The sequence below is a fragment of the Microbispora amethystogenes genome, assembly GCF_016863015.1.
GTDB classification, from domain to species: Bacteria; Actinomycetota; Actinomycetes; order Streptosporangiales; family Streptosporangiaceae; genus Microbispora; species Microbispora amethystogenes.
Window position 1 is genome coordinate 25000 of the sequence record NZ_BOOB01000043.1, and the last position, 24892, is coordinate 49891.

Annotated in this window: 23 protein-coding genes; 3 read left to right on the forward strand and 20 right to left on the reverse strand. The window is 71.1% G+C overall.

Features of this window, described 5'->3' with window-relative positions:
- Positions 1-50 precede the first annotated feature (50 nt).
- From Mam01_RS26780 to Mam01_RS26840, 13 genes are all read right to left on the reverse strand, one after another.
- Complete coding sequence (locus Mam01_RS26780) at positions 51-884, reverse strand: TrmH family RNA methyltransferase (RefSeq protein WP_150938657.1); 834 nt, start codon at positions 882-884, stop codon at positions 51-53.
- Positions 885-953: 69 nt separating this feature from the next.
- Positions 954-1334 (reverse strand): 50S ribosomal protein L20, encoded by a 381-nt coding sequence (rplT, locus tag Mam01_RS26785; protein WP_150938656.1) that lies wholly within the window; start codon positions 1332-1334, stop codon positions 954-956.
- A gap of 25 nt (positions 1335-1359) precedes the next feature.
- Positions 1360-1554 (reverse strand): 50S ribosomal protein L35, encoded by a 195-nt coding sequence (gene rpmI / locus Mam01_RS26790; RefSeq protein WP_150938654.1) that lies wholly within the window; start codon positions 1552-1554, stop codon positions 1360-1362.
- A gap of 142 nt (positions 1555-1696) precedes the next feature.
- The gene (infC, locus tag Mam01_RS26795; RefSeq protein ID WP_204287975.1) at positions 1697-2308 is read right to left on the reverse strand and encodes a translation initiation factor IF-3; all 612 of its coding nucleotides are present in this window, start codon (positions 2306-2308) and stop codon (positions 1697-1699) included.
- A gap of 260 nt (positions 2309-2568) precedes the next feature.
- Positions 2569-3408 (reverse strand): shikimate dehydrogenase, encoded by an 840-nt coding sequence (locus tag Mam01_RS26800; RefSeq protein WP_204287946.1) that lies wholly within the window; start codon positions 3406-3408, stop codon positions 2569-2571.
- Positions 3405-4559 (reverse strand): endolytic transglycosylase MltG, encoded by a 1155-nt coding sequence (gene mltG / locus Mam01_RS26805; protein WP_204287947.1) that lies wholly within the window; start codon positions 4557-4559, stop codon positions 3405-3407. Before mltG (Mam01_RS26805) ends, Mam01_RS26800 begins: the two co-directional genes overlap by 4 nt.
- Before the next feature lie 166 nt (positions 4560-4725).
- Positions 4726-5760, reverse strand: coding sequence for an endolytic transglycosylase MltG (gene mltG, locus Mam01_RS26810; protein ID WP_204287948.1), 1035 nt, complete (start codon positions 5758-5760; stop codon positions 4726-4728).
- On the reverse strand, positions 5757-6260 hold the full coding sequence (ruvX, locus tag Mam01_RS26815; protein WP_204287949.1) for a Holliday junction resolvase RuvX: 504 nt from the start codon (positions 6258-6260) through the stop codon (positions 5757-5759). Before ruvX ends, mltG (Mam01_RS26810) begins: the two co-directional genes overlap by 4 nt.
- A gap of 7 nt (positions 6261-6267) precedes the next feature.
- Positions 6268-8940 (reverse strand): alanine--tRNA ligase, encoded by a 2673-nt coding sequence (alaS, locus tag Mam01_RS26820; protein WP_204287950.1) that lies wholly within the window; start codon positions 8938-8940, stop codon positions 6268-6270.
- A gap of 1 nt (position 8941) precedes the next feature.
- Positions 8942-9211, reverse strand: coding sequence for a hypothetical protein (locus Mam01_RS26825; protein ID WP_150938642.1), 270 nt, complete (start codon positions 9209-9211; stop codon positions 8942-8944).
- Positions 9208-9678: a DUF948 domain-containing protein gene (locus Mam01_RS26830; RefSeq protein ID WP_204287951.1), complete on the reverse strand. Its 471-nt coding sequence runs from the start codon at positions 9676-9678 to the stop codon at positions 9208-9210. Before Mam01_RS26830 ends, Mam01_RS26825 begins: the two co-directional genes overlap by 4 nt.
- Before the next feature lie 137 nt (positions 9679-9815).
- Entirely contained in the window at positions 9816-11159 is a 1344-nt protein-coding gene (locus Mam01_RS26835; RefSeq protein WP_239101641.1) for a replication-associated recombination protein A, read from the reverse strand.
- A 16-nt stretch (positions 11160-11175) separates the two neighbouring features.
- On the reverse strand, positions 11176-11655 hold the full coding sequence (locus Mam01_RS26840; RefSeq protein WP_204287952.1) for a DUF2231 domain-containing protein: 480 nt from the start codon (positions 11653-11655) through the stop codon (positions 11176-11178).
- A gap of 187 nt (positions 11656-11842) precedes the next feature.
- On the opposite strand from Mam01_RS26840, the gene Mam01_RS26845 reads away from it, so the two are divergent.
- Positions 11843-12751 (forward strand): peptidylprolyl isomerase, encoded by a 909-nt coding sequence (locus Mam01_RS26845; protein WP_239101642.1) that lies wholly within the window; start codon positions 11843-11845, stop codon positions 12749-12751.
- Between the two features lie 89 nt (positions 12752-12840).
- On the opposite strand, the gene aspS is transcribed toward Mam01_RS26845, so the two are convergent.
- The 3 genes from aspS to Mam01_RS26860 are packed head-to-tail and all read right to left on the reverse strand — an operon-like array spanning position 12841 to position 16555.
- Positions 12841-14619, reverse strand: coding sequence for an aspartate--tRNA ligase (aspS, locus tag Mam01_RS26850; RefSeq protein ID WP_204287954.1), 1779 nt, complete (start codon positions 14617-14619; stop codon positions 12841-12843).
- Complete coding sequence (hisS, locus tag Mam01_RS26855) at positions 14616-15872, reverse strand: histidine--tRNA ligase (RefSeq protein WP_150938630.1); 1257 nt, start codon at positions 15870-15872, stop codon at positions 14616-14618. The genes aspS and hisS overlap by 4 nt, the downstream gene beginning before the upstream one ends.
- Positions 15872-16555, reverse strand: a complete 684-nt coding sequence (locus Mam01_RS26860; protein WP_204287977.1) for an MBL fold metallo-hydrolase — start codon at positions 16553-16555, stop codon at positions 15872-15874. Before Mam01_RS26860 ends, hisS begins: the two co-directional genes overlap by 1 nt.
- Before the next feature lie 237 nt (positions 16556-16792).
- Between Mam01_RS26860 and Mam01_RS26865 the strand changes: the two genes are divergently transcribed.
- Together Mam01_RS26865 and Mam01_RS26870 are read left to right on the forward strand one after the other, a co-directional pair.
- Positions 16793-17668: a peptidylprolyl isomerase gene (locus Mam01_RS26865; protein WP_150938628.1), complete on the forward strand. Its 876-nt coding sequence runs from the start codon at positions 16793-16795 to the stop codon at positions 17666-17668.
- A 59-nt stretch (positions 17669-17727) separates the two neighbouring features.
- Positions 17728-18957, forward strand: coding sequence for a DUF349 domain-containing protein (locus Mam01_RS26870; protein ID WP_204287955.1), 1230 nt, complete (start codon positions 17728-17730; stop codon positions 18955-18957).
- 70 nt (positions 18958-19027) lie between these two features.
- Here Mam01_RS26870 and Mam01_RS26875 read toward each other — a convergent pair whose 3' ends face one another.
- The 4 genes from Mam01_RS26875 to secD form a co-directional block, all read right to left on the reverse strand.
- Positions 19028-21208: a RelA/SpoT family protein gene (locus Mam01_RS26875; protein ID WP_204287978.1), complete on the reverse strand. Its 2181-nt coding sequence runs from the start codon at positions 21206-21208 to the stop codon at positions 19028-19030.
- Between the two features lie 277 nt (positions 21209-21485).
- Positions 21486-21992 carry an adenine phosphoribosyltransferase gene (locus Mam01_RS26880; protein WP_150938623.1) on the reverse strand — a complete coding sequence of 169 codons (507 nt, stop codon included), beginning with the start codon at positions 21990-21992 and terminating at the stop codon, positions 21486-21488.
- Between the two features lie 131 nt (positions 21993-22123).
- Positions 22124-23167 carry a protein translocase subunit SecF gene (secF, locus tag Mam01_RS26885; protein ID WP_204287957.1) on the reverse strand — a complete coding sequence of 348 codons (1044 nt, stop codon included), beginning with the start codon at positions 23165-23167 and terminating at the stop codon, positions 22124-22126.
- Positions 23167-24882 (reverse strand): protein translocase subunit SecD, encoded by a 1716-nt coding sequence (gene secD / locus Mam01_RS26890; RefSeq protein WP_307820131.1) that lies wholly within the window; start codon positions 24880-24882, stop codon positions 23167-23169. Before secD ends, secF begins: the two co-directional genes overlap by 1 nt.
- Between the last annotated feature and the right edge of the window lie 10 nt (positions 24883-24892).

A 24892-nucleotide genomic window follows, 5' to 3' on the forward strand; every position in this document is an offset into this window, starting at 1 on the left:
GCGCGGCTTCTTCGCCGACAATAGCGGGTTTCCGCGGCGCCGCAGCAGCCTCAGCGGCCGGGGGTGGTGGGTTCTTCCACGGTTTGTAAGATCTGCCGCTGAACCCGCGCGGAAGAGTAGAGACACACCGCCGCGGCGGTGGCGAGATTGAGGCTCTCGGCCCGTCCGTAGATCGGGACGCGGACGACCTCGTCGGCCAGGGCGAGGAGCTCGGGCGGCAGCCCCCACGCCTCGTTGCCGAACAGCCAGGCGGTTGGCGCGTCCAGCGCGACCTCGTCGAGCGTCCGGGTGCCCGCTCCGTCCGCGGCCAGCACGCGCAGCCCGGCCTCCCGCACGTGCCGTACGGCGTCGGCCACGGAGGTGCCGGTCACCACGGGGAGGTGGAAGAGGCTCCCCGCGCTCGCCCGCACGCACTTGCCGTTGTACGGGTCGACCGAGGCGTCGGTGAAGACCACGGAGTCGGCGCCCGCGGCGTCGGCCGTACGCAGGACGGTGCCCGCGTTGCCGGGGTCGCGGACGTGGGCGAGGATCGCCACCAGCCGGGACGTGGGCGTGACCGCCTCCGCCAGCGGGACGTGCACGAAGCGGCACACGGCCAGCAGCCCCTGCGGGGTGACGGTCTGGGTCAGCTCGGCCATGACCTCGCCGCTCGCGCGGTGCACGGGCACGCCGGCCGCGTGGGCGGCCGCCACGATGTCGGCGTGCCGCGCCTCGGCCTCGACCGTCGCGAACAGCTCCGCCGTGACGTCCTTGACCGCGAGCGCCTCACGGACGGCCTGCGGCCCCTCGGCGAGGAACGCCCTGTCCCGGTCGCGGAAGGCGCGTTTGGTCAGCCTTCGGGCCGCCTTGACCCGCGGCGACCTGATGTTGGTGAGCTCCGCCATCCCTGCTCATTCCCCCCTTGACGTCGATGAGGGCCCACCGCAGGCGGCGGGCCCTCGTCGGAGCAGGTCTCAGGCGACCGGCGCGTTCACGTCGGACGGGAGCGCCTTCTTGGCGGACTCGACCAGCGTGGCGAAGGTCGTGGCGTCGTTGACCGCGAGGTCCGCGAGGATCTTGCGGTCCACCTCGATGCCCGCGAGGCGCAGGCCCTGGACGAACCGGTTGTAGGTCATGCCGTTGGCGCGGGCCGCCGCGTTGATCCGCTGGATCCACAGACGGCGGAACGTGCCCTTCTTGTCCTTGCGGTCCCGGTACGCATAGGTCATCGAGTGGAGCATCTGCTCCTTGGCCTTGCGGTAGAGGCGCGACCGCTGCCCCCGGTAACCGCTTGCCCGCTCGAGTACGACCCGGCGCTTCTTCTTGGCGTTGAGCGCCCGCTTCACGCGTGCCATGTTGTTCTATCTCCCCGGGTCGTTACTACTTTGCGAGCAGCTTCTTGATCTTCTTGGTGTCGGCGTCGGACATGACGACGGCACCCTCGAGACGGCGCGTACGGGTGGACGGCTTGTGCTCGAACAGGTGCTGCCGGTTGGCGCGGCGGCGGACAACCTTGCCGGTGCCGGTGAGCCGGAACCGCTTCTTCGCACCGCTGTGCGTCTTCATCTTCGGCATCTCAGCCGTCTCTCCCTCTTTGGTCCGTGCCGACGGCCCGGGCCGGTAACCCGAGCCGGCGGCTGCCTGACTCCGCGAGACCGTCCCGGTCTCGGATTCCGCGTGACGTTGCGGGCGCCCCGCCCGGTGGTTCAGGCGGGCGTCACTGCACCGGGGCGGCCTGCTCCTGCGCGGATTCCTCCGCCGGGTGGTCCTCGTCCCGGTGCGCCTTGGCGGCGGCCTTCTCGGCCCTCGCCTCGGCCTTCTTCTTGTGCGGCCCGATCACCATGATCATGTTTCGGCCGTCCTGCTTCGGCTGCGACTCGACGAACCCCAGGTCGGTGACGTCTTCGGCGAGGCGCTGCAGGAGCCGGAAACCCAGCTCTGGCCGGGACTGCTCGCGACCCCGGAACATGATCGTGACCTTGACCTTGTCGCCGGCCTTGAGGAAGCGCACGACGTGACCCTTCTTGGTCTCGTAGTCGTGCGGGTCGATCTTCGGCCGGAGCTTGATCTCTTTGATGATCGTGTGCGCCTGGTTGCGACGGGCCTCGCGCGCCTTCATGGCCGACTCGTACTTGAACTTGCCGTAGTCCATGAGCTTGCAGACGGGCGGGCGGGCCGTGGCCGCCACCTCCACCAGGTCGAGATCGCTCTCCTGCGCCAGCTTCAACGCGTCGCCGATGGAGACGATGCCGACCTGTTCGCCGTTCGGGCCGACGAGGCGGACCTCGGGCACACGAATACGGTCGTTGATGCGGGGTTCGGTGCTGATGGGACCTCCAAAGGACTTCCGCTTGTCTCGACCGTGCGGGAAAAACGAAAACCCCGCACGTCACGCATGCGGGGTCACTGAGCTCTCCTGCCGAAAACTCCGGTGTGATCCTGAACCCGTCCGCCTTTCGGCGGAGCAGGTGGGAGGAGGACCTCCGCTTGCGCGTCCAGCTCATGCCGGACCGATCGAGTTCCTACGTTACCACAAACCAGGACGGCCCCCGGAGTATTCCGGCCCGGGCCGTCCTGCCCCGGAGGCGCTCAGGAGGCCGCGCGCCGGGCGATCTCCGCCTCGCCAGCCGCGCGCATCGCCGCGACCGGCACGTCCGTCCGGCCCGTCATGAGTGCGACCTGCCGCGCCGCCTGGTGCAGCAGCATGGGGAAGCCGCCCACGACGGTGCGCCCCCGCGCCCGTACGGCCCGGGCCAGCGCCGTCGGCCAGGGCGCGTAGACGACGTCGAACACGGCCCCCTTGTCGGGCAGCCGGGCCGCGACCCGCTCGGCCAGCGCGTCGGCCGCGCCGGACGGCAGCGTGGAGACGACCAGTCCGGCCGCGGGGTCGAAGTCGTCGAAGGAGCGCACGGTCACCGCGACGCCGAGGCGCTCGGCGACGCGCAGGGTCTCCCCCGCGCGGGCCGGGTCGCGCACGACCAGGGTGGCCTCCGCGAGGCCCGTCTCCCGCAGGGCCGCGAGGGCCGAGGCCGCGGTGGCGCCGCCGCCGAGGACGACCGCCGAGGACGGCGCGGTCACGCCCGCCTCGGTCAGCGCCTCGACGATGCCGTACACGTCGGTGTTGTCCCCGTGCCGCCCGCCGTCGCGGAACACGACCGTGTTCGCGCCGCCGACCGCCAGGGCGAGATCCGACACGGTGTCGAGCAGCGGGAGCACGGCGCGCTTGAGCGGCATCGTGAGCGACAGGCCCGCCCACTCCGGGCCCAGCCCGGCGACCAGGCCGGCGAGCCCGTCCTCGGCGCACTCGATCGCGTCGTAGCGCCAGCCGCCCAGGCCCATCTCCGCGTACGCCGCCCGGTGCAGCACCGGGGAGAGCGAGTGGGCGACGGGCGAGCCCAGGACGGCGGCCCGGCGGACGGTCTCGCTCACTGGTAGTTCCTGTTGAACTCGTCGCGCAGCTTCCAGAACTCCGACTCCTTGTCGGTGAACTTGGTGATGCCCCGCTTCGGGTCGACCGTCACGAAGTAGAGCCAGTTGCCGTCGGCCGGATGCAGCGCGGCCTCGATCGCGTGGTCGCCCGGGTTGCTGATCGGGCCGGGCGGCAGGCCGGCGTACTTGTAGGTGTTGTAGCGCGAGGTGCTGGTCAGGTCCGCGTGCGAGGCCGCGATGCCGTACTTGTTCAGGCCGTACATGACCGTGCTGTCCATGCCCAGCTTCATGGGCGGGTTCGACAGCAGCCGGTTGTAGATCACGCGGGCCACCTTGGGCATGTCCTCGGCGCTGCCCGACTCGGCCTGGACGATACTGGCAATGATCATGATCTGCCGGGGCGAGAAGCCGACCTGCCTGGCCTGGCCCTCCAGGTCGATCTTGTCGGCGGTCTGGTTGAACCGGTCGACCATGCTGGTGAGGATCTGCTGCGGCGTGAGCTTGCTGTTGATCTCGTACGTCGCGGGGAACGCGTAGCCCTCCAGCCGGCCCTTGGCGTACGCGGGGAGGCCGATGTCGGCGCGGGCCGCCTTCTTGAAGTCCTCGACCGGCTTGCCCGAGGCGGTGGACAGCTCCTCGAAGATCTTGCTGAGCCGCAGCCCCTCACGGATGGTGAGCCGGTTGAGCACGCGGTTCTTCGGGTCGAGCAGGCTCAGCGCCGACGCGGCGGACATGCCCTTGCGCATCGCGTACTGGCCCGGCTGGAGCGAGGAGCTCTTCCCGGCCGCGCCGATGGCGTTGACGAACGCCCGCGCGCTGGCCACGACGCCCTGCTCCTCCAGCATCTGGGCGACGTCGGTGGCGCTCTCGCCCTCCTGGATCTCGACGACGACCTCACCCGTCCCCTCGCCGGTGAAGTCCTTGGGGATCATGACGCCGCGCGCCCAGGTGAAGCCCAGGTAGCCGAGACCGGCGAGGACCCCGACGATGATCACGACAGCGAACAGCGTGGCGACCCTGCCCTTGCGCCGCTGCCGCTTGCGGCGCCTGCGGCTGCGTCGTTGCTGGGCCCGGCCGCCGGAAGGGCGACGCCGGGGCGAGCCGTCGTCGTCCTCTGCGCCGAGCAGGAAGTCCATGTCCAGATCGTTCATAGTGCGCTGGCCAATCTCTCGGTACGAGAGGCCTCCCGTCAAGCGAGTGTGCCAGACCGAGGGGGTCCGGTGGGGGTCCGGTACGGGTCCGGTATGACTCCGGACAGGGGGACGTTCGCCTACCGTGGGCCGTCCTGGCGGCGCCCTGGACGCGCCGGGGGCACCGCTAGTTCGTCCCGAGATACCTGTTCAGCTCCTCCCGATATTTCCTGAACTCCATCTCTTTGTCAGTGAATTTGGTGATTTTACGACGGGGATCGGTGGTCACGAACCAGTACCAGGCCCCCTCGGCGGGGTGGAGCGTCGCCAGCAGCGCGCTCTCCCCCGGGTTGCCGATGGGTCCGGGCGGCAGCCCGGGGCGCGCGTAGGTGTTGTACGGGGAGCCGTTGCGCGTGTCCTCGGCGGTGACCTTCAGGGTGTGCCGGTTCAACGCGTAGTTGACCGTGCTGTCCATCTCCAGCTTCGCGCCCCGCGCCAAGCGGTTGTACACCACTCTGGCGATCTTGGGGTAATCGGCCGGGACGCCGCCCTCGGCCTGCACGATGCTCGCGACCGTCACCGCCTGCCGGGGGGTGAGGTTCAGGCGCGGCGCCAGATCCTCCAGGCCCACCTTCTTCGCGGCGAGGCGGAACCGCGCCACCATCTTCCTGAGCATGTCACCGGCCGTCGCCCCCGGCTCTATCTCGTACGTCGCCGGGAACAGGAACCCCTCGGCCTCGCCCTCGGCGTACGCGGGCAGGCGCAGGCGCCGGGGCTCTCCGGCGGCCTCGGTGAAGTCCGCCAGCGGGATGCCCGTCCCCTTCGCGAGGACGCGCAGCACCTCCCCCATGCGCAGCCCTTCGGGCACGGTGACCCTGCGCACCACCCGGCTCGCGGGCGCCAGGAGCATGTCGAGGGCGGCGGAGGCCGACATGCGGCGCCGCAGGACGTAGCGGCCCGGGTGCAGGCCGCTCTCCTTGGAGCGGCTGATCACCTGCTCCACGAACGACTGGGCGCTGGCGACGACGCCGGCCTTCGCCAGCGTCCGGCCGACCTCGCCGGCGCTGGTTCCCGGCGTGATCTCGATCGTCACCGTCCCCGAACCGCCGCCGGAGTAGTCGGGCGGACTGCCGGGCTGGCCGACGACCGCGTGCACGCCGTACGCCACCGCCGCCGCGACCAGGGCGAACCCTCCGCCGGCGACGAGCGCCGCCCGCCTCACCGGGCGGTCCCGCCGCTCGCTTCCTCACCCGGCCCCGCGGAGGGGCCCGGTGGTCCGAGAGGTCTGCCGGGGGGATTGCCGGTGGCCCGCTCGCCGTCGAGCGCGGCCTGCAGCAGCAGGACGGCCGCCGCCTGGTCGATCACGTCACGCTGGTCGCGGGCCTTCACGCCGCTGGAGCGCAGCCGCTGCTGGGCGCCCACGGTCGTGAGCCGCTCGTCCACGAGCCGGATCGGGACCGGCGCGACGCTGCGGGCCAGCCGCGCGGCGAACGCCCGCGCGGCCTCCGCGGCGTGGCTCTCGCGGCCCGACAGCGACGTGGGCAGGCCGACGACGACCTCGATCGCCTCGTGCTCGGCCGTGATCTCGGCGATCCGCGCGAGGTCGCCCCGGCCGCGCCGTACGGTCTCCACCGGCGTGGCCAGCAGGCCCGAGGGGTCGCTGCGGGCCACGCCGACGCGGACGGAGCCGACGTCGACCCCGATCCTGACGCCATGTCTCATCGGCGGATCAGGCCACCGCGGAGGAGATGGCCTCCTCGACCGCGCGAAGCGCGTCACCGATCGCCTCTGGCCGGGTGCCACCACCCTGCGCCACGTCGTCCTTGCCGCCACCGCCACCCCCGAGAGCCTTGGCGGCGACGCCGACGAGACGGCCCGCCTTCAGGCCACGCTCGCGTCCCGCCTCGCTGACCGCGGCGACGACGACCGGCCGGTCGGAGGGGACGCCGGAGACGACGACGACCGCGGCGCGGTCGCCAGGGAACCTGCCGCGCACATCGAGGGCGAGTTTACGCAGGTCGTCGGCGGAGGTGCCATCAGGCGCGCGGTGCGTGACCACCGAGACGCCCTGGATGTCGCGGGCCTGCGCCGCCAGCTCTCCGGCCACCGCGAGCACCTGGGCCGAGCGCAGCCTCTCCAGCTCCTTCTCGGCCGTGCGCAGCCGCGTCACGATGCCCTCGATCCGCTCGGGCAGCTCCTCGCGGCGGGTCTTGAGCTGCTCGCTCAGCTGCGCGACGAGCACGCTCTCCCGGGCGAGGAACCGGAACGCGTCGAGGCCGACGAGCGCCTCGACCCGGCGCACGCCCGCGCCGATGGACGACTCGCCCAGCACCTTCACCAGGCCGAGCTGGCCGGAGCTGGCCACGTGGGTGCCGCCGCACAGCTCGCGGGAGTAGTCGCCGACCTCGACCACCCGGACCTCGTCGCCGTACTTCTCGCCGAACAGGGCGAGCGCGCCCATCGCGCGGGCCTGGGCCTGGCTGGTGTAGAACGCGTTGACCTTGAGGTCGCCGATCAGGACCGCGTTGACCTCGTCCTCGACGTCGCGCAGCATCGACGCCGGCACCGCGCCCGCCGCGGTGAAGTCGAAGCGGAAGCGTCCCGGGGAGTTCTCCGAGCCCGCCTGGGCCGCCGACTCGCCGAGGGCGTTGCGGAACCCGCGGTGGACCAGGTGGGTCGCCGTGTGGCTGCGGGAGATCGCCCGGCGCCGCTCGAGGTCGATGTCCGCCTGCGCCTGGTCGCCGACCCGCACCTCGCCCGTGCGCACCTTGCCGCGGTGCACGACCAGGCCCGGCACCGGCGACTGGACGTCCACGATCTCGATCTCGGCGCCGCCGGTGCGGATCAGGCCCTGGTCGGCGAGCTGGCCGCCGCCCTCCGCGTAGAACGGGGTGCGGTCGAGCACGACCTCCAGGGTCGTCCCCGCGCCGGCCGCCGGGACCGACGCGCCGTCGACGAGCAGGCCGATCACGTTGGCCTCGGAGGTGGTGTGGTCGTAGCCGAGGAAGTCGACCTTCCCGGCCTTCTCCAGGATCGTCGTGAAGACGGAGATGTCGGCGTTGCCGGTCTTCTTCGCCGCGGCGTCGGCCTTGGCGCGGTCCCGCTGCTCCTTCATGAGCCGGCGGAAGCCCTCCTCGTCCACCTGGAGGCCCTGCTCCGCCGCCATCTCCAGAGTGAGGTCGATCGGGAAGCCGTAGGTGTCGTGGAGCTGGAACGCCTGCTCGCCGCCGAGCGTGCCGCCGCCCTTGCGCCTGGTCTCCTCCACCGCGACGTCGAAGATCGCCGTACCGGTGCGGAGCGTGCCGAGGAACGACGCCTCCTCGGCGTCGATCACGGTGTGGATGTTCGCTGCGTCCGCCTTGAGCTCGGGGTACTGCTGGCCCATGGCGTCGATCGTGACGGCGGTGAGCGCGTGCATGTGCCGCTCCTCGCCCGCGCCGAGCAGGCGGAGGTTGCGGATCGCGCGGCGCAGCATGCGGCGCAGCACGTAGCCGCGGCCCTCGTTGGACGGCAGCACGCCGTCGCCGACGAGCATGACGCCCGCCCGCATGTGGTCGGCGATCACCCGCAGCGAGACGTCCGCCCGCTTGTCGCGCCCGTAGCGCGACCGGGTGAGCTCGGCCGCCGTGTCGAGGATCTTGTACGTGGTGTCGATCTCGTAGATGTTGTCGACGCCCTGCAGGATCGCGGCCATGCGCTCCAGGCCCATGCCGGTGTCGATGTTCTTGGCCGGCAGCTCGCCCGCCACGTCGAAGTCGATCTTGGTGCGGACCTGGCTGAGCTGGAACTGCATGAAGACGAGGTTCCAGACCTCGAGGAAGCGGTTCTCGTCGGCGATCGGCCCGCCCTCGCGGCCGTACTCGGGGCCGCGGTCGTAGTAGATCTCCGAGCACGGCCCGCCGGGGCCGGGCACGCCCATGTGCCAGTAGTTGTCGGCGAGGTCGCGGCGCTGGATGCGGTCGAGCGGCAGCCCCACCTTGCGGTGCCAGATGTCCTGGGCCTCGTCGTCGTCCAGGTAGACGGTCGCCCACAGGCGGTCCTCGGGGAAGCCGAAGCCGCCCTCGGACTCGGGCCGGGTCAGCAGCTCCCAGGCGAACGGGATCGCCTGCTCCTTGAAGTAGTCGCCGAAGGAGAAGTTGCCGAGCATCTGGAAGAAGCTGGCGTGGCGGGTGGTCTTGCCGACCTCGTCGATGTCGAGGGTGCGCATGACCTTCTGGGCGCTGGTCGCCCGCCGGAACGGCGGCGTCTGCTGCGCCAGGAAGTAGGGCTTGAACGGGACCATCCCCGCGTTCACCAGAAGCAGCGTCGGGTCCTCGGCGACCAGGCTGGCCGAGGGCACGACTGTGTGCCCGCGCTCCTCGAAGAAGCGCAGGAAGCGGCGCGCGATCTCTGCCGACTCCATTTCAGCGGCCATCCTTTACGTCGTAGATTCTGTTGTTGCCGGTAGTGGTGTCATCAACGGTGTCCAGCCCGAGCTCGGCCCGCAACTGGGTTTCCCTGCTCGCCGACAGGTGGCGCACCTCGCCGGCGAAGTCCCTGAGCTGGTCCGCGAGGGCCGCCGCGCGGCCGGCGGTGCGCCTGGCCACGTGGTCGGGCCGCAATGACTGAAGCTTACGCATGGCCCAGACCGCGAGGTACGCGCCGAGGGACATGTAGAAGAGACGGCGGATCATCCGCGCCCCCTTCCGATGGCACGCGGCTCGGCCACGCGCTCGGCGGTGTGCCGCTCCCTGATCCTGTCACCGGTGCGGGGACCGCCGCGGGCGACCCTCCGGGCCGGGGCCCTGCGGGCCGCGCGGCGGGCCAGCGCGAGGCGGAAGCCGTCGCGGAAGGCGGCGATCTTGAGCACCGGGCCGGCGAACAGCGTGGACGCCACCCCGGTGATCCTCACCATGTTGCCGCTGACGTCGCGCATGTTGTCCGAGATCGTCTCGGCCGCGACCAGCCGCCGGTTCGCCTCGGTGACGGTCTGGCTCATGTCGTCGAGGAGCGGCCCCAGGCGGTCGCTCAGCTCGGCCACCGACCTGCGGGTCTCGGTCAGCAGTCTGGCCAGCCTGACCAGCACGACGACCATGAAGCAGACCAGGATCGCCCAGAAAATGGCGACCACGAGGCCCGCCAGCTCTCCCGCGGTAAGCATGTGCCGATCTCCCTGGATCACCGGAGCTGGAATGGCAAGACCCTATCGCGAACGCCCTGCCCGCCGTTCCGCAGCGCACACGCGGCACGCCCCCGTGCCCGCCGGGGCACGCACCGCCGGAGGGCGCCCGGTGACGCTCAGCCTCCGCGCAGGAAGGCCCGGATCTTCGCCCAGCGCTCGGCGAACCGCGCCTCGGCGCCGTGGGAGGTCGGTTCGTAGTAGCGGCGCTCGCGCAGTTCCTCCGGCGCGTAGTCCTGGCGGACGAGGCCGTGCTCGAAGTCGTGCGGATACTGGTAGCCCTTGCCGTGGCCGAGCTTCCTCGCGCCGGGGTAGTGGGCGTCGCGCAGGTGGCCGGGGACGCGGCCGACCAGGCCGCGCCGCACGTCGTCGGAGGCGGCGCCGATGGCCTTGACGACCGCGTTGGACTTGGGCGCCAGCGCGCAGTGGATGACGGCCTGCGCGAGGTTGATCCTGCCCTCGGGCAGGCCGATGAAGTCCACCGCCTGGGCGGCGGCCACCGCGACCTGCAGGCACGTCGGGTCGGCCATCCCCACGTCCTCGCTCGCGAAGATCACGATCCGGCGGGCGATGAACCGGGGGTCCTCCCCCGCCTCGACCATCCGGGCCAGGTAGTGCAGGGCCGCGTCGGCGTCAGAGCCGCGCATGCTCTTGATGAACGCGCTGGTCACGTCGTAGTGCTGGTCGCCCTGCCGGTCGTAGCGCACGGCGGCCTTGTCCACGGCCCGCTCGACGACCTCGATCGTGACCTCGGGCGTGGCCTCCGGGGCGGCGTCCGGAGGGGCGTCGCCGACCAGCATCGCCGCCGCCTCCAGGTAGGTCAGCGAGCGCCGCGCGTCGCCGCCGGCCAGCCGTACGAGCTGGTCGAGGGCGTCGGGCCGCACCGCGACCCGCCCGCCGAGGCCGCGCGGGTCGGTCACCGCGCGCTCCAGCACGGCGCGCACGTCGTCGTCGGCCAGCGGTTCGAGGGTGAGCAGCAGCGAGCGGGACAGCAGCGGCGAGATGACCGAGAAGAAGGGGTTCTCGGTGGTCGCGCCGATGAACGTCACCCAGCGGTTCTCCACCGCCGGCAGCAGCGCGTCCTGCTGCGCCTTGTTGAAGCGGTGGACCTCGTCGACGAACAGCACGGTCTGCCTGCCGGTCATGCCGAGGTCGCGGCGGGCCTGGTCGATGGCGGCGCGCACGTCCTTGACCCCGGCCGAGACGGCCGAGACCTCGACGAACCTCCGCTTGGTGGCACCCGCGACGACGTAGGCCAGCGTGGTCTTGCCGGTGCCGGGCGGCCCCCACAGGAAGAGCGACATCGGGGCGTCGCTCTCCACCAGGCGGCGCAGCGGGGTGCCGGGGCCGAGCAGGTGCCGCTGGCCGATCACCTCCTCCAGCGAGCGCGGACGCATCCGCACGGCGAGCGGCTCCTGGCCGCGGTGCGCCTCCTCGGCCGCCGAGTCGAACAGGCTCTCCACGCCGCCGACACTACCGTCAGTCGCCCCACACGGCCGTCGCGCCGGTGTGCCCGGTGCGCACGGCGTAGTAGGCGACGGCCACGGCGAGGATCACGGCGACGCCCGAGACGACCAGGACGACCGTGCGCGGGCCCGTCCCCTCCGGGGCCCGGCGCGCCCGGGTGAGCCACACCAGCGCCAGGGAGACGACGGTCAGCAGCGCGGTCACCGGCAGGAGGGTCTCGGCGAGCCCCGAGTGGACCTCGATCGCCTCGGAGACCTGGCCCTGGAACATCCGGTGCTCCAGCTGTTCGCCGCTCTCCTTGGCCGCGAACACCGAGACCAGCGCCGCCAGCGCCGTCGCCACCAGCGCCCAGTCGAGCCGGTGCCGCACGCGGGGCAGGACGGCGTACGCGATCGACAGCGCCGCGAGCAGTGGCGCGAAGATCACCGCGGCGTGGACGACGAGGGCGTGGACGGGGAGTCCGAAGATCTGGTCGAACATCGTGGTCGTCACTCCTGAGACGAGGGGGCCGGGCGCGTGGTCCGGGTTTGGTTCGTCAGGAGGTTCTCAGGCAGTTCTGAGAGCTAGATGAGCGCAAACACCGATGATACCCATGCGACGCCTGTTTTACACGAACCCGACGGGATCGCGGATAGAGTGACCCAGCGTCATAACAAAAGGGGAAATGGAAGGCATAGCGGTGACCGACACTGATCGGCAGAAGCAGCCGGCTTCGCGCGTGAGCACGACCGGGCGCACCACCACTCTCCGCGGTCGCCTGGGGAGCACCCTCGGCGCCGGGCTGGGGGTTCTCGCGCTCGTGGGCGGCCTGGCGGCCTGCAGTGACGGCTCGGCCAAGGAAGCGGCCGGGGCGACCCCCTCGGCCTCCGCCTCGGCGGGCCCGTCGACGGGCCCCTCCGCGGTCCCGTCCGAGTTGCCGGCGGCGACGCCGTCCGCCAAGCCCACCGACCTGCGTCAGGTCAGCTGTGAGTATCGCAAGGACGACACGGGCAGCCCGGCGAAGTTCGTGGGCTTCCCGCCCAAGAAGCTGAACAGGGCGGTCATCAAGGCGTCCAAGATGATGATCAAGACCAACCTGGGGAACATCGTCATCGACCTGGCCACCGGCGACGCGCCGTGCACGGTGAACTCGTTCGCCTTCCTGGCGAAGAAGAACTTCTTCGACAACACCGTCTGCCACCGGCTCACGACGGTCGAGACGAACGGCCTCGGCCTCCTGCAGTGCGGGGACCCGCAGGCCAAGGGGGACGGCGAGAACCCGACCGACGGCACCGGCGGGCCGGGCTACCTGTTCGACGACGAGAACCTCGGGCCGCAGTACAGCCGGGGCGTCGTCTTCATGGCCCAGCCGGGTGACGCGTCGAACTCCAACGGCAGCCAGTTCGTCATCTCCTACACGGACGAGAACGCGCAGCTGCCCCAGTCGTACACGCCGTTCGGCATCGTCAGCAAGGGCCTGGACATCGTCGACAAGATCGCCAAGGGTGGTGTCAACACGGCCAAGGACGGCGTCGACATCACCAGTGACGACGGCGGCTCCAACGCCCCCAAGATCAAGGTCCGTATCAAGGACGTCGTCGTGTCCTGATCCGGCCGGATCGGAAACGGCCCGCGATCTCGTGATCGCGGGCCGTTCTCGTGCCGGCGGGCGGAGCCGCCGGCTCCGGCACTAGACGGTCACGAGCGGGGAGCCGCTTCGGCGCCGGGCCTGTCGCCCTTCGGAGCGGCGTCCACGCCGGCCTCCTTGCGCTGCTCCACCGTGATCGGGCTGGGCGCGCCGGTCAGCGGGTCGTACCCGGAGGCCGTCTTGGGGAAGGCGATCACGTCACGGATCGACTCGCCGCCCGCCAGCAGCATGCAGACCCGGTCCCAGCCGTAGGCGATGCCGCCGTGCGGCGGCGGGCCGTACTTGAACGCCTCCAGCAGCCAGCCGAACTTGCTCTCGGCCTCCTCCTTGGAGATGCCGAGCACGTCGAAGACGCGCTGCTGCATCTCGGCCCGGTGGATACGGATCGAGCCGCCGCCGATCTCCATGCCGTTGCAGACCATGTCGTAGGCGTAGGCGAGCGCCTCGCCGGGGTGGTCCTGGAAGCTGTCGGCCCACTCCGGCTTGGGCCCGGTGAACGGGTGGTGGACCGGGGTCCAGCCGCCCTCGCCGCCCTTCTCGTCGGACACAGGCTCGAACATCGGCGCGTCCACGATCCACAGGAACGCCCACTGCGACTCGTCGATCAGGCCGCAGCGACGGCCGATCTCCAGGCGGGCGGCGCCGAGCAGGTCGCGGGAGGCCGCGGGCGCGCCCGCGGCGAAGAAGATCGCGTCGCCCGGCCGGGCCCCGGTCTGCCCGGCGAGGCCGGCCAGCTCGGTCTCCGAGAGGTTCTTCGCCACCGGGCCGCCGAGGGTGCCGTCCTCCTGCACCAGCACGTACGCCAGGCCGCGCGCCCCGCGCGACTTGGCCCACTCCTGCCAGGCGTCGAGCTCCCTGCGGGTCTGCGAGGCGCCGCCGGGCATCACGACCGCCCCCACGTACGGCGCCTGGAAGACCCGGAACGTGGTGTCGGCGAAGTAGCCGGTGAGGTCGGTCAGCTCGACCCCGAAGCGCAGGTCGGGCTTGTCCGAGCCGTACCGCGCCATCGCCTCGGCGTACGTCATCCGGGGCAGCGGGACGGGGAGCTCGTAGCCGAGCGTCTCCTTCCAGATGCGCCCGATGAGGGCCTCGCCCAGGGCGATCACGTCGTCCTGGTCGACGAACGACATCTCGATGTCGATCTGGGTGAACTCCGGCTGCCGGTCGGCCCGCAGGTCCTCGTCGCGGAAACACCGGGCGAGCTGGTAGTAGCGCTCCAGGCCGGAGACCATGAGGAGCTGCTTGAACAGCTGCGGCGACTGCGGCAGGGCGTACCAGCTGCCCGGCTGGAGCCGCACGGGCACCAGGAAGTCGCGGGCGCCCTCGGGCGTGGAGCGGGTCAGGGCGGGCGTCTCGACGTAGACGAACCCGTGCTCGCGCATGACCTCGTTGGCGAGGTAGGTCGCCTGCGACCGGACGCGCAGCGCGTGCGCGATCTGCTGGCGGCGGATGTCGAGGTAGCGGTACCTCAGCCGCGCCTCCTCCGACACGCCGGAGCCGCCCTCGATCGGGAACGGCAGCGGCGCGGACTCGCTCAGCACCTCCACCTCGGAGGCGACGACCTCGATCTCGCCCGTGGGCAGATCGGGGTTCTCGTTGCCCTCCGGGCGCGTGCGGACCTCCCCCGTGATCTTCACGCAGTACTCCGCGCGCAGGTCGTGGGCGTGGTCCTCCTCGCGGAAGACCACCTGGGCGGAGCCGGAGGCGTCGCGCAGGTCGATGAACACGACGCCGCCGTGGTCACGCCGGCGCGCCACCCATCCGGCCAGCGTCACCTTGTGGCCCGCGTGCTCCCTGCGGAGCGTGCCTGCCTCGTGGGTGCGGATCACGAGTCTTTCCCCTTCAAGAACTCGACGACCTCCGCGAGCGGGACCGCGGTCTGGTCGCCTGTTGCCAAATCCTTCACCTGCGCGGTTCCCGCCTCGATGTCCCGGTCGCCGAGGATGAGCGCGTAGCGCGCGCCGCTGCGGTCGGCGGCCTTCATCGCGCCCTTCACGCCCCGGCCGCCGAACGCCATGTCGGTGGCGAGACCGGCCCGGCGCAGCTCGCCGACCAGCGGGAAGATCCGCCGCCTCGCCTCCTCGCCGAGCGGGACGGCGAACACGCCGAGGGCGCGCGGCCGCTCGGTCAGCAGCCCCTCCGCCTCCATCGCGAGCACCGTGCGGTCGACCCCGAGGGCCCAGCCGACGCTGGGCAGCGCGGGGCCGCCGATCTGCTCGCTCAGGCCGTCGTAACGCCCTCCCCCGCCGACCGCGGACTGCGCGCCCAGCCCGTCGTGCAGGAACTCGAAGGTCGTACGGGTGTAGTAGTCGAGGCCGCGGACGAGCCGGGGGTCGTCCTCGTAGGCCACCCCGGCGGCCGTCAGCAGCCCCCGGACCTCCTCGTGGTAGGCCTTGCAGGCCCCGCACAGGTGGTCGGTGACCAGCGGCGCGCCCGTGAGCTGCGCCCGCACCTCGGGGCGCTTGTCGTCGAGCACGCGCAGCGGGTTGATCTCGATCCGGTTGCGGGTGGCCTCGTCGAGGTCGAGCCCGCGCAGGAAGTCCTGCAGCGCGGCGCGGTAGGCGGGGCGGCACTCCTTGCAGCCCAGCGAGTTGAGCAGCAGCCGGACCCGGCGCAGGCCGAGCGAGGCGTAGCCGTCCATCGCCAGCACGATCAGCTCGGCGTCGAGCGCCGGGTCCTCCGATCCCAGCGCCTCGGCGCCCACCTGGGAGAAGTGGCGGTAGCGGCCGGCCTGGGCCCGCTCGTAGCGGAAGTAGCTGCCGGAGTACCAGAGCTTGATCGGCAGCGGGCCGCCGTACAGGCCGTGTTCGAGCACGGCCCGCATCACGCTCGCCGTGCCCTCCGGGCGCAGCGTCAGCGACTGGCCGCCCCGGCTGGTGAACGTGTACATCTCCTTGGTGACGATGTCGGTCGACTCGCCGACGCCGCGGGAGAACAGCGCGGTGTCCTCGAAGGCCGGCGTCTCGATGTAGCCGTAGCCGGCGCGGCGGGCCGGCGCGGACAGCGCGTCCCGCACGGTGAGAGCCCACTCCGAGCGCGGGGGCATCCAGTCGAAGGTGCCCTTCGGCGCCTGAAACGTCATCACAATCCCCTGGTCGGGCCTGCGGACGGCGCGACGTCCCCGAGGAAGGGGTTGGTCGCGCGCTCGCGGCCGATTGTCGTCTGAGGTCCGTGGCCGGGCAGGACCAAGGTCTCGTCCGGCAGCGTCAGCGTCTTGGCGAGGCTGCGCAGCATGGCGGCGTGGTCGCCGCCGGGAAGGTCCGTGCGGCCGATGGAGCCGGCGAAGAGCAGGTCGCCCGCGAACAGGACCTGGATGTCCTCGGCGGGCGCCCGGAACGTCACCGACCCCCTGGTATGGCCGGGCCGGTGCTCGACCGTCAGCTCCAGGCCCGCCAGGCTCAGCACGGCGCCGTCGGACAGCTCGCGCACGTCGTCGGGCTCGGAAAGTTTCAGGCCGCCGAACACCCCACCGGCCTGCGGCGGAAATCCCTTCGCCGGGTTTGACAGCAGGTCGCGGTCGTCCGGATGGATCCACGCGGGCACGTCGCGGGCGCCGCACACCGGGGCCACGGACCACACGTGGTCGATGTGGCCGTGGGTGAGCAGCACCGCGACCGGCTTCAGCCGGTGCTCGCCGAGCAGCGCGTCGAGGTCCCCGACAGCGTCCTGACCTGGGTCGATGACCACGCACTCCTCGCCTGCTGCGGGAGCGACGACGTAACAGTTGGTCTGGAACGACCCTGCGGGAAACCCGGCGACGAGCACGGAAGCGGCCTCTGCGTCTCTACGGATCAATCAAGGATTGCGCGAGCGAATGTAACCGAAGGGTACCGGTGCGGGTCGGCAGGCTGCGAACCGATACCCGTCAGCCGATACGATTCGCCCACCTCAATAGTCATTCTTGGAGCAGTCGAGCCGGATGCTATAGAACGGGCCACCGCTCCGGAGGACCCCTCCGGCGCGGGCAGTCATCCGGGCGCGACCGCGTCCGGGCGCACGACCATGGGAAACACGACGAGTCGGGAGGTCGAAGTGGTCACCGGCAAGGACCGGCAGAAGCAGCTGGCCCGGGAGCACTACCAGCGGCAGATGCAGACGCGCGTGGAGCGCGAGCAGAAGGCGCGGCGCAACGCGATCATCGGCACCACCACGGCGGTGGTGGTCGTGATCGGCGGCGTCGTGGCGGCGACGACCCTCCTCGGCGGTGACGACAAAGCCGATCCCGCCGCCTCCGCCGCGCCGAGCGCCAGCGCTCTCGCGAACGACCCGAAGCCGTACGATCCGGCCACCGGCACCTGCGGGTACGTGGCCGACAAGGGCAGCGGCCAGGTCAAGGACGTCGGCGTGCCGCCGGAGAAGGTGAGCACGGCTCCGGCGACGATGACCATCAGGACCAATCTCGGTCCCATCGTCGCCACGCTCGACAGCGCCAAGGCGCCGTGCACGGTCAACTCGTTCAAGTACCTGGCGTCGAAGGACTACTTCGACGACACCAGGTGCCACCGGATGGGCACGGACTTCCCGATCCTGCAGTGCGGCGACCCGCTGGCCAAGGCCGACGGGAAGAACCCGACCGACGGCCAGGGCGGTCCCGGCTACCGCTTCGCCAACGAGAACCTGGCGGGCGCCAAGTACACGCGCGGCGTGCTCGCGATGGCGAACAGCGGGCCGAACACCAACGGCAGCCAGTTCTTCATCGTCTTCGGGGACACCGGGCTGTCGCCCGACTACACGCCTTTCGGTACCGTGACGACAGGACTCGAAATCCTGGACAAGGTGGCCAAGAAGGGCGTGATCGCCGGTGCCACCGGCGACGGCACCGGAGCCCCGAAGCAGCCCGTAGTCATCAAAGACGTGACAATCACCAGCAAGAGCTGACGTAATACAACCAAGGGCACATCGGGCCCTGGAGGCTGATTCAAGTGCGGGAGGACACGGTGAGCACCGACCCGTGGGGCCGGGTAGACGAGGACGGCACCGTCTACGTGCGTACGGCTGAGGGAGAACGGGCCGTCGGGTCCTGGCAGGCCGGAGAGCCGGAGGAGGCGCTGGCCTATTACCGCCGCAAGTTCGACGAGCTGGCCGGCCAGGTCCAGCTGCTGGAGCAGCGGGTGCGGGGCACCGACCTCGCCCCCGCCCAGGCCGAGTCGAGCATCGCCAAGCTGCGGGAGTCGGTCGCCGAGGCGCACGCCGTCGGCGACCTGGCCTCGCTGGACGACCGGCTCACGGCGCTGACCGAGCTCGTCGGCAAGCGGCGCGAGGAGCTGCGGGCGGCCCGTGACCAGGCCCGGGTGCACGCCCGGGAGGTCAAGGAGCGCATCGTCGCCGAGGCCGAGCGCATCGCCGAGGAGACGACCCACTGGAAGTCCGGCGGCGAGCGGCTGCGGCAGCTCGTCGAGGAGTGGAAGGCGGCCGAGCGGGTCGACCGGGCCACCGAGGCGGCGCTGTGGAAGCGGCTGTCCACGGCCCGTACGGCCTTCGCCAAGCGGCGCAAGGCGTACTTCTCCTCCCTGGACGAGCAGCGCGACGCGGTGCGGGGCGCCAAGGAGCGCATCGTGAACGAGGCCGAGGCGCTGGCCGGCTCGACGGAGTGGAACGCCACCGCGGCGGCCTACCGTGAGCTGATGAGCCAGTGGAAGGCCGCGGGCCGGGCCTCCCGGGAGGCCGAGGACGAGCTGTGGACGCGCTTCAAGGCCGCCCAGGACGAGTTCTTCCACGCCCGCTCCGCGGTGTTCGCCGAGCGGGACGCCTCGTTCGCGGCCAACGCGGAGGTCAAGGAGGGGCTGCTGACCGAGGCCGAGCGGCTGCTCCCGGTCGGCGACGCGCGCGCGGCGCGGTCGGCGCTGCGCGGCATCCTGGAGCGGTGGGAGGCGGCCGGCCCGGTGCCGCGCGACCAGCGCGACCGCCTGGAGGGCGGGCTGCGCAAGGTCGACGAGGCCGTCCGCAGGGCCGAGGAGAACGAGTGGAAGCGCTCGAACCCCGAGGCCAGGGCGCGCGCCCAGGACACCGTCAACCAGCTCCGCAGGTCCATCGAGCAGCTGGAGACCCGGCTGTCGAAGGCCCAGACGGCGGGCCGGGACAAGGACGTCAAGGAGGCCGAGGAGGCCCTGGCCGCCCGCCGCTCCTGGCTGGAGGAGGCCGAGCGCACGCTCGCCGAGTTCTCCTGACCCTCCCCGCTCTCCCCGGCGCTCTCCTCCCCGGCGCGGCCGCACGGCCCGCCGGGGACGGCGGCGGTCGTCAGTTGGTCACGCGGTAGACGTCGTAGACGCCGGCGATGCCCCGCACCGCCTTGAGCACGTGCCCCAGGTGCTTGGGGTCGCCCATCTCGAAGGTGAACTTGCTGATGGCGACCCTGTCCCTGCTGGTCGCGACCGAGGCGGACAGGATGTTCACGTGCTGGTCCGACAGGGTCCGCGTGACGTCCGACAGCAGGCGGGGCCGGTCGAGCGCCTCCACCTGGATCGCGACGAGGAAGACCGAGTCGTCCCCGGGCGACCAGGCGACCTCCACCAGCCGGTCGGGGACGGCGCTGAGCTGCTCGACGTTCGGGCAGTTCGCCCGGTGCACCGACACGCCGTGCCCGCGGGTGACGAACCCGACGATGTCGTCCCCCGGCACCGGGGTGCAGCAGCGCGACAGGCGCACCCACACGTCGGGATCGCCCGCCACCATCACCCCGGCGTTCGAGCCGGCCCTCGGCCTGCCCTTGAGCCGCGTCGGGACCTGGGCCTCGGCGATGTCCTCTTCGGCCCCCTCGACGCCTCCCAGGGCCTGCACGAGCTTGTCCACGACCGACTGGGCGGCGACGTGCCCCTCGCCCACCGCGGCGTACAGGGCGGAGACGTCGGCGTAGCGCAGGTCGCGGGCGAGCGCCAGCAGCGCCTCGCCGGACATCAGCCGCTGCAGCGGCAGGCCCTGCTTGCGCATGGCCCGTCCGATCGCCTCCTTGCCCGCCTCGATGGCGGTCTCGCGGCGCTCCTTGGTGAACCACTGGCGGATCTTGTTGCGGGCCCGGCCGCTCTTGACGAACTTGAGCCAGTCTCGCGACGGGCCCGCGTCCGGCGACTTCGAGGTGAAGATCTCGACGGTGTCGCCGTTGCCGAGACGGGACTCCAGCGGGACCAGCCGGCCGTTCACCCGCGCGCCGATGCACCGGTGGCCGACCTCCGTGTGCACCGCGTACGCGAAGTCGACCGGGGTCGCGCCCTCCGGCAGGGCGATCACCTGGCCGCGCGGGGTGAAGACGAACACCTCGGAGACCGACAGGTCGAAGCGCAGCGACTCCAGGAACTCCCCAGGGTCGGAGGTCTCCTTCTGCCAGTCGAGGAGCTGGCGCAGCCAGGCCATGTCGCTGACCGGCTTGACCTTCCCGGGGCCCGCCCCGATCATCTCCTCCTTGTACTTCCAGTGCGCCGCCACGCCGTACTCGGCGCGGTTGTGCATCGCCCGGGTGCGGATCTGCAGCTCGATGGCCTTGCCGTCGGGTCCCATGACCGTCGTGTGCAGCGACTGGTACATGTTGAACTTCGGCATGGCGATGTAGTCCTTGAACCGCCCCGGCACCGGCTTCCACTGGGCGTGGATCGTTCCGAGCGCGGCGTAGCAGTCGCGGACCGTGTCGACCAGCACGCGGATGCCCACCAGGTCGTAGATGTCGTCGAAGGCCACGGCCTTGGCGATCATCTTCTGGTAGATCGAGTAGTAGTGCTTGGGCCGGCCCCGGACGGTCGCCTTGATCTTCGCCTCGCGCAGGTCGGCGGAGACCTTCTCGATCACCTCGTGCAGGTACAGGTCGCGGCGCGGCGCCCGCTCCGACACCATGCGGGCGATCTCGTCGTACCGCTTGGGGTAGAGCATGGCGAACGCGAGGTCCTCCAGCTCCCACTTGATGGTGTTCATGCCGAGCCGGTGCGCCAGCGGCGCGAAGATCTCCAGCGTCTCGCGCGACTTCTGCTGGCGCTTGTGCTCGGGCATGTAGCGCATGGTCCGCATGTTGTGCAGCCGGTCGGCGAGCTTGATCACCAGCACGCGGATGTCGCGCGACATCGCGACGACCATCTTGCGCACGGTCTCGGCCTGCGCCGCGTCGCCGAACTTCACCTTGTCGAGCTTGGTCACCCCGTCGACGAGCAGCGCGATGTTGTCGCCGAAGTCGGCTCGTAACTCGTCGAGGCTGTAGGCGGTGTCCTCGACGGTGTCGTGCAGCAGGGCCGCGCACAGCGTCTCGTCGTCGGTGCCGAGCTCCGCGAGGATCGTCGCCACCGCGAGCGGGTGCGTGATGTACGGATCGCCGCTCTTCCGCTTCTGGTCGCGGTGGTGATAGGCGGCGACGTCGTACGCGCGCTCGATCAGCCGCAGGTCGGCCTTGGGATGGGTGGCACGGACCGTCTTGAAGAGCGGTTCCAACACCGGATTCATAGCACCCCACTGCCCCCCGAAACGGGCGAGCCTACGTCGCGTGGCCGGCGACGCCGGCTTGTCCTCAGGGCCCGCCGCGGGGTCGCGCGCCTCCTCGGGGGGCACGTCGGTGACGGGCTCGGGGACGTCGCGGGGCGTCTCACCGCGATCGACCCGCGCGTCGTCGGGCACGACCACATCACGGGGCACACAGACTCCTCACGTCGAGTCCAGATTCCACAGTGTATCCGTGCTGCCACAGCGCTCTCGGCCGCGTGCCCCTTTTCGCCCGGTTCACTCAGACGGTGAGCAGGGTGCGCACCTCCAGCCCGGGCAGCCGGTCGCGGCCGGAGAGGAAGGACAGCTCCATCAGGAAGGAGACCGCCACCACCTGCGCGCCGGTCCGCCTGACCAGCTCCACGGCGGCCCGGGCGGTGCCGCCCGTGGCGAGGACGTCGTCCACGATCAGCACGCGGTCGCCGGACTCGAAGGCGTCGGCGTGGACCTCGATCGTCGCGGAGCCGTACTCCAGATCATAGGACGCCTCGTACGTCTCCGAGGGCAGTTTGCCCTCTTTGCGCACTGGTACGAATCCCGCGCCGCTGCGGTAGGCCACCGGGGCGGCGAGGATGAACCCGCGGGCCTCGATGCCGACCACCTTGTCGAACGCGAGTCCCTCGCCGAGCTCGTCCACGACCTGCGTGAAGGCCGCGTGGTCCGCCAGCAGCGGGGTGATGTCCTTGAAGAGGATGCCCGGCTTGGGGTAGTCGGGGACATCCCTGATGAGTGCCGTCCAGTCAGTCACGACGTTCACCCTAGTGCCGCGACCGCCGGGATTCTCCCGGGCTCCTGAAGGGCTCCTGCGTACGTGAAGGCGCCCCCGGAACCCGTGCGGGTTCCGGGGGCGCCTCCGTGGTGTGCGCGTCCGGCGAGCGCTCAGCGCTTCTTGCGCTTGTCGTCGGCCGGGGTCGTGCCCTGCGAGCCGGCCGAGACCGGCTCCTTGACCGTACGGGAGGCCTTGGCGGTGGAGACCTCCTTGGCGTGCACCCGCTTGGCGAGCGCCTGCCACTTGGGCTCCCGCTCCTTGAGCGTGACCAGGATCGGCGTCGCCACGCACAGGGACGAGTAGGTGCCGACGACCATGCCGACGAACAGGGCCAGCGACAGGTCCTTCAGCGTGCCCGCGCCGAGCAGCGTGGTGCCGATGAACAGGATCGCCGCCACCGGCAGGATCGCCACCAGCGAGGTGTTCAGCGACCGGATCAGCGTGTGGCTGAGCGCGTTGTTGGCGGCCTGAGTGTAGGTCATCTTCGCGCTCGTGCCGAGCTTGCCGGTGACCTCCTTGATCATGTCGAAGACGACGACCGCGTCGTACAACGAATAACCGAGGATGGTGAGGAAGCCGAGCATGGTCGCCGGGGTGACCTCGAAGCCCGACCAGGCGTAGACGCCTGCCGTGATGACGAGGTCGTGCATGAGGGCGACGATCGCCGCGAGGGCCATCCGCCACTCGAACGCCACCGACAGGTACAGCATGATCGCGATCATGAAGACCACGAGGCCGATCCAGGCCTTCTGGGAGACCTCGCCACCCCAGGTCGCGCCGATGACCTGCGAGCTGACCTGGCTCTCCGGGACGCCGTACTTCTGGGCGACCGTCTGCTGGACCTTGGTCACCTCCTCGGCCTTGAGGCTCTCGGTGGTGACCCGCCAGTTCGGGCCGGCCTGCTGGACGATGACCTGGTGGGGCCCGGCCTCCGCGACGGTCTCCCGGACCTGCTCGATGCTGGAGCCGGGCGTGCGGGCGAAGTCGAAGACCGAGCCGCCGCGGAACTCCACGCCCAGGTTCAGCCCGTGCAGCGCCAGGCCCAGGATCGAGACGGCCAGCAGGAACGCCGACAGGCCGTACCAGGTCTTGCGCTTGCCGACGAAGTCGATGTCGATGTCGCCGCGGTAGAGGCGGCTGATCACTCCCGGCATCACGCCTCCTGCAGGGTCTGCTCGGCGCGGCCGGTGCGGCCCATGCGCTCCGCGTCGAGTCCGGACAGCTTGTGGCCCTTGGCGAAGAACCGCATCCGCGCCGCGAGGGACATCAGCGGCTTGGTGAAGAGGAACACGACGACGACGTCGATGAGCGTCGTCAGGCCCATCGCGAACGCGAAGCCGGCCACGTCGCCGACCGCGAGGAAGTAGAGCACCACCGCGGCGATGAACATGACGGCGTCGGCCACCAGGATGGTGCGCCGGGCGCGCCGCCAGGCCACCTCGACCGCCGAGCGCAGCGTACGGCGGCCTTCCTTGATCTCGTCGCGGATCCGCTCGAAGTAGACGATGAACGAGTCGGCCGTGATGCCGATGGAGACCACCAGGCCGATGATGTGCGGCAGCGAGAGCCGGAAGCCCGCGTTGTGGCTCAGGACGTCGACGGTCAGGAACGTGACGATCGCCGCCACGCAGAGGCTGGCCATGCCGATGAGCCCGAGGCCGCGGTAGTAGAGCAGCAGGTAGAGCATGACGATGATCAGGCCGAAGGCACCGGAGATGAGACCGCCGCGCAGCTGGTCCTGGCCGAGGGTCGAGGAGACCGACACGACCGAGCTCTGCTTGAACTTCAGCGGCAGCGCGCCGTACTTGAGCTGGTCGGCCAGGTCGGTGGCGGTCACCTGGGTGAAGCTGCCGGAGATGCGGGCGCTGCCGCCGGGGATGGCCTCCTCGATCGTCGGGGCGACGATGACGACGCCGTCCAGCACGTTGGCGAGCTGGTTGCGCGGGGCCGGCAGGCTGGTGATGCGCCGGGTGATGTCGGCGAACTGCGTGGCGCCCTTCGACTTGAAGTTCACCTGGACGATCCACTCACCGGTGGTGGGGTCGGTGCCCGCCTGGGCACCGCTGATCTCGGTGCCCTGTACGGCGGCCTTGTCCAGGATGTAGCGGGCCGAGCCGTCGTCGCTGCAGGCGACGATCTGCTTGTTCGGGTCGTCGAGGGCGCCCTGGCCGCGGTTCTTCGCGCTGCAGTCGATGTTGCGGAACTCGGTGAGCAGCGCCTGGTCGATGCCGCTCGTGTCCTGGCCCGCCAGCGGGTCGCTCGCGTCCTCGGGCGCGGCGCTCGACGACGGCGCGGCGGAGGCGGAGGCCGAGGGAGAGGCCTTCGCGGCACGGCCGCCGGACGTCCTGGCACGCTTGGTCTCGCTCGGCTCCGGCGTCGGCGCGGTCAGCGCCTTCGACAGCGCCCGGCCGGCCGGTGTGGCGTTCCCGCTCGGGGCCGCGCTGGCCTTGGCCGTCGAGGCCACGCCTGGGGAGGCCGCCGGGGAGGCCGCGGCCGAGCCGCTCGGAGCCGGCGCGGCGGTGGACGGCTGGACCGGCGGCGCCTTGGCCGCGGCCACCGCGAGCACCTGCCGCATGCGCAGTTCGGCCGTGGTGGACACCAGCTTGAGCGCCTCGTCCCGGCCCGCTCCCGGGATCTGGATCACGATGTTGTCGTTCGACTTCGCGACCTGGGCGTCGGAGATGCCGGTGCCGTTGACGCGCTGCCGGATGATCGTCACGGCGCGGTCGAGGCTCTCCTGCGAGGGAGTCTTCCCGTTCGCCAGCACCGGCGAGAGCGTCACGGTGGTGCCGCCCGCGAGGTCGAGGCCGAACTTGGGGACGAACGCCTTCTGAAGGGCGACCGTCGCGCCCATGACAATGATGAGCACGAGGAGCAGC

What these genes read in the sequence shown, in the direction of transcription:
- Mam01_RS26780 (WP_150938657.1), bottom strand. Translation starts at nt 884, where the DNA reads ATGGCGGAGCTCACCAACATCAGGTCGCCGCGGGTCAAGGCGGCCCGA.
- rplT (WP_150938656.1), bottom strand. Translation starts at nt 1,334, where the DNA reads ATGGCACGCGTGAAGCGGGCGCTCAACGCCAAGAAGAAGCGCCGGGTC.
- rpmI (WP_150938654.1), bottom strand. Translation starts at nt 1,554, where the DNA reads ATGCCGAAGATGAAGACGCACAGCGGTGCGAAGAAGCGGTTCCGGCTC.
- mltG (WP_204287947.1), bottom strand. Translation starts at nt 4,559, where the DNA reads ATGAACGATCTGGACATGGACTTCCTGCTCGGCGCAGAGGACGACGAC.
- ruvX (WP_204287949.1), bottom strand. Translation starts at nt 6,260, where the DNA reads ATGAGACATGGCGTCAGGATCGGGGTCGACGTCGGCTCCGTCCGCGTC.
- alaS (WP_204287950.1), bottom strand. Translation starts at nt 8,940, where the DNA reads ATGGAGTCGGCAGAGATCGCGCGCCGCTTCCTGCGCTTCTTCGAGGAG.
- Mam01_RS26825 (WP_150938642.1), bottom strand. Translation starts at nt 9,211, where the DNA reads ATGATCCGCCGTCTCTTCTACATGTCCCTCGGCGCGTACCTCGCGGTC.
- Mam01_RS26830 (WP_204287951.1), bottom strand. Translation starts at nt 9,678, where the DNA reads ATGCTTACCGCGGGAGAGCTGGCGGGCCTCGTGGTCGCCATTTTCTGG.
- hisS (WP_150938630.1), bottom strand. Translation starts at nt 15,872, where the DNA reads ATGACGTTTCAGGCGCCGAAGGGCACCTTCGACTGGATGCCCCCGCGC.
- Mam01_RS26865 (WP_150938628.1), top strand. Translation starts at nt 16,793, where the DNA reads ATGGGAAACACGACGAGTCGGGAGGTCGAAGTGGTCACCGGCAAGGAC.
- Mam01_RS26875 (WP_204287978.1), bottom strand. Translation starts at nt 21,208, where the DNA reads ATGAATCCGGTGTTGGAACCGCTCTTCAAGACGGTCCGTGCCACCCAT.
- secF (WP_204287957.1), bottom strand. Translation starts at nt 23,167, where the DNA reads ATGCCGGGAGTGATCAGCCGCCTCTACCGCGGCGACATCGACATCGAC.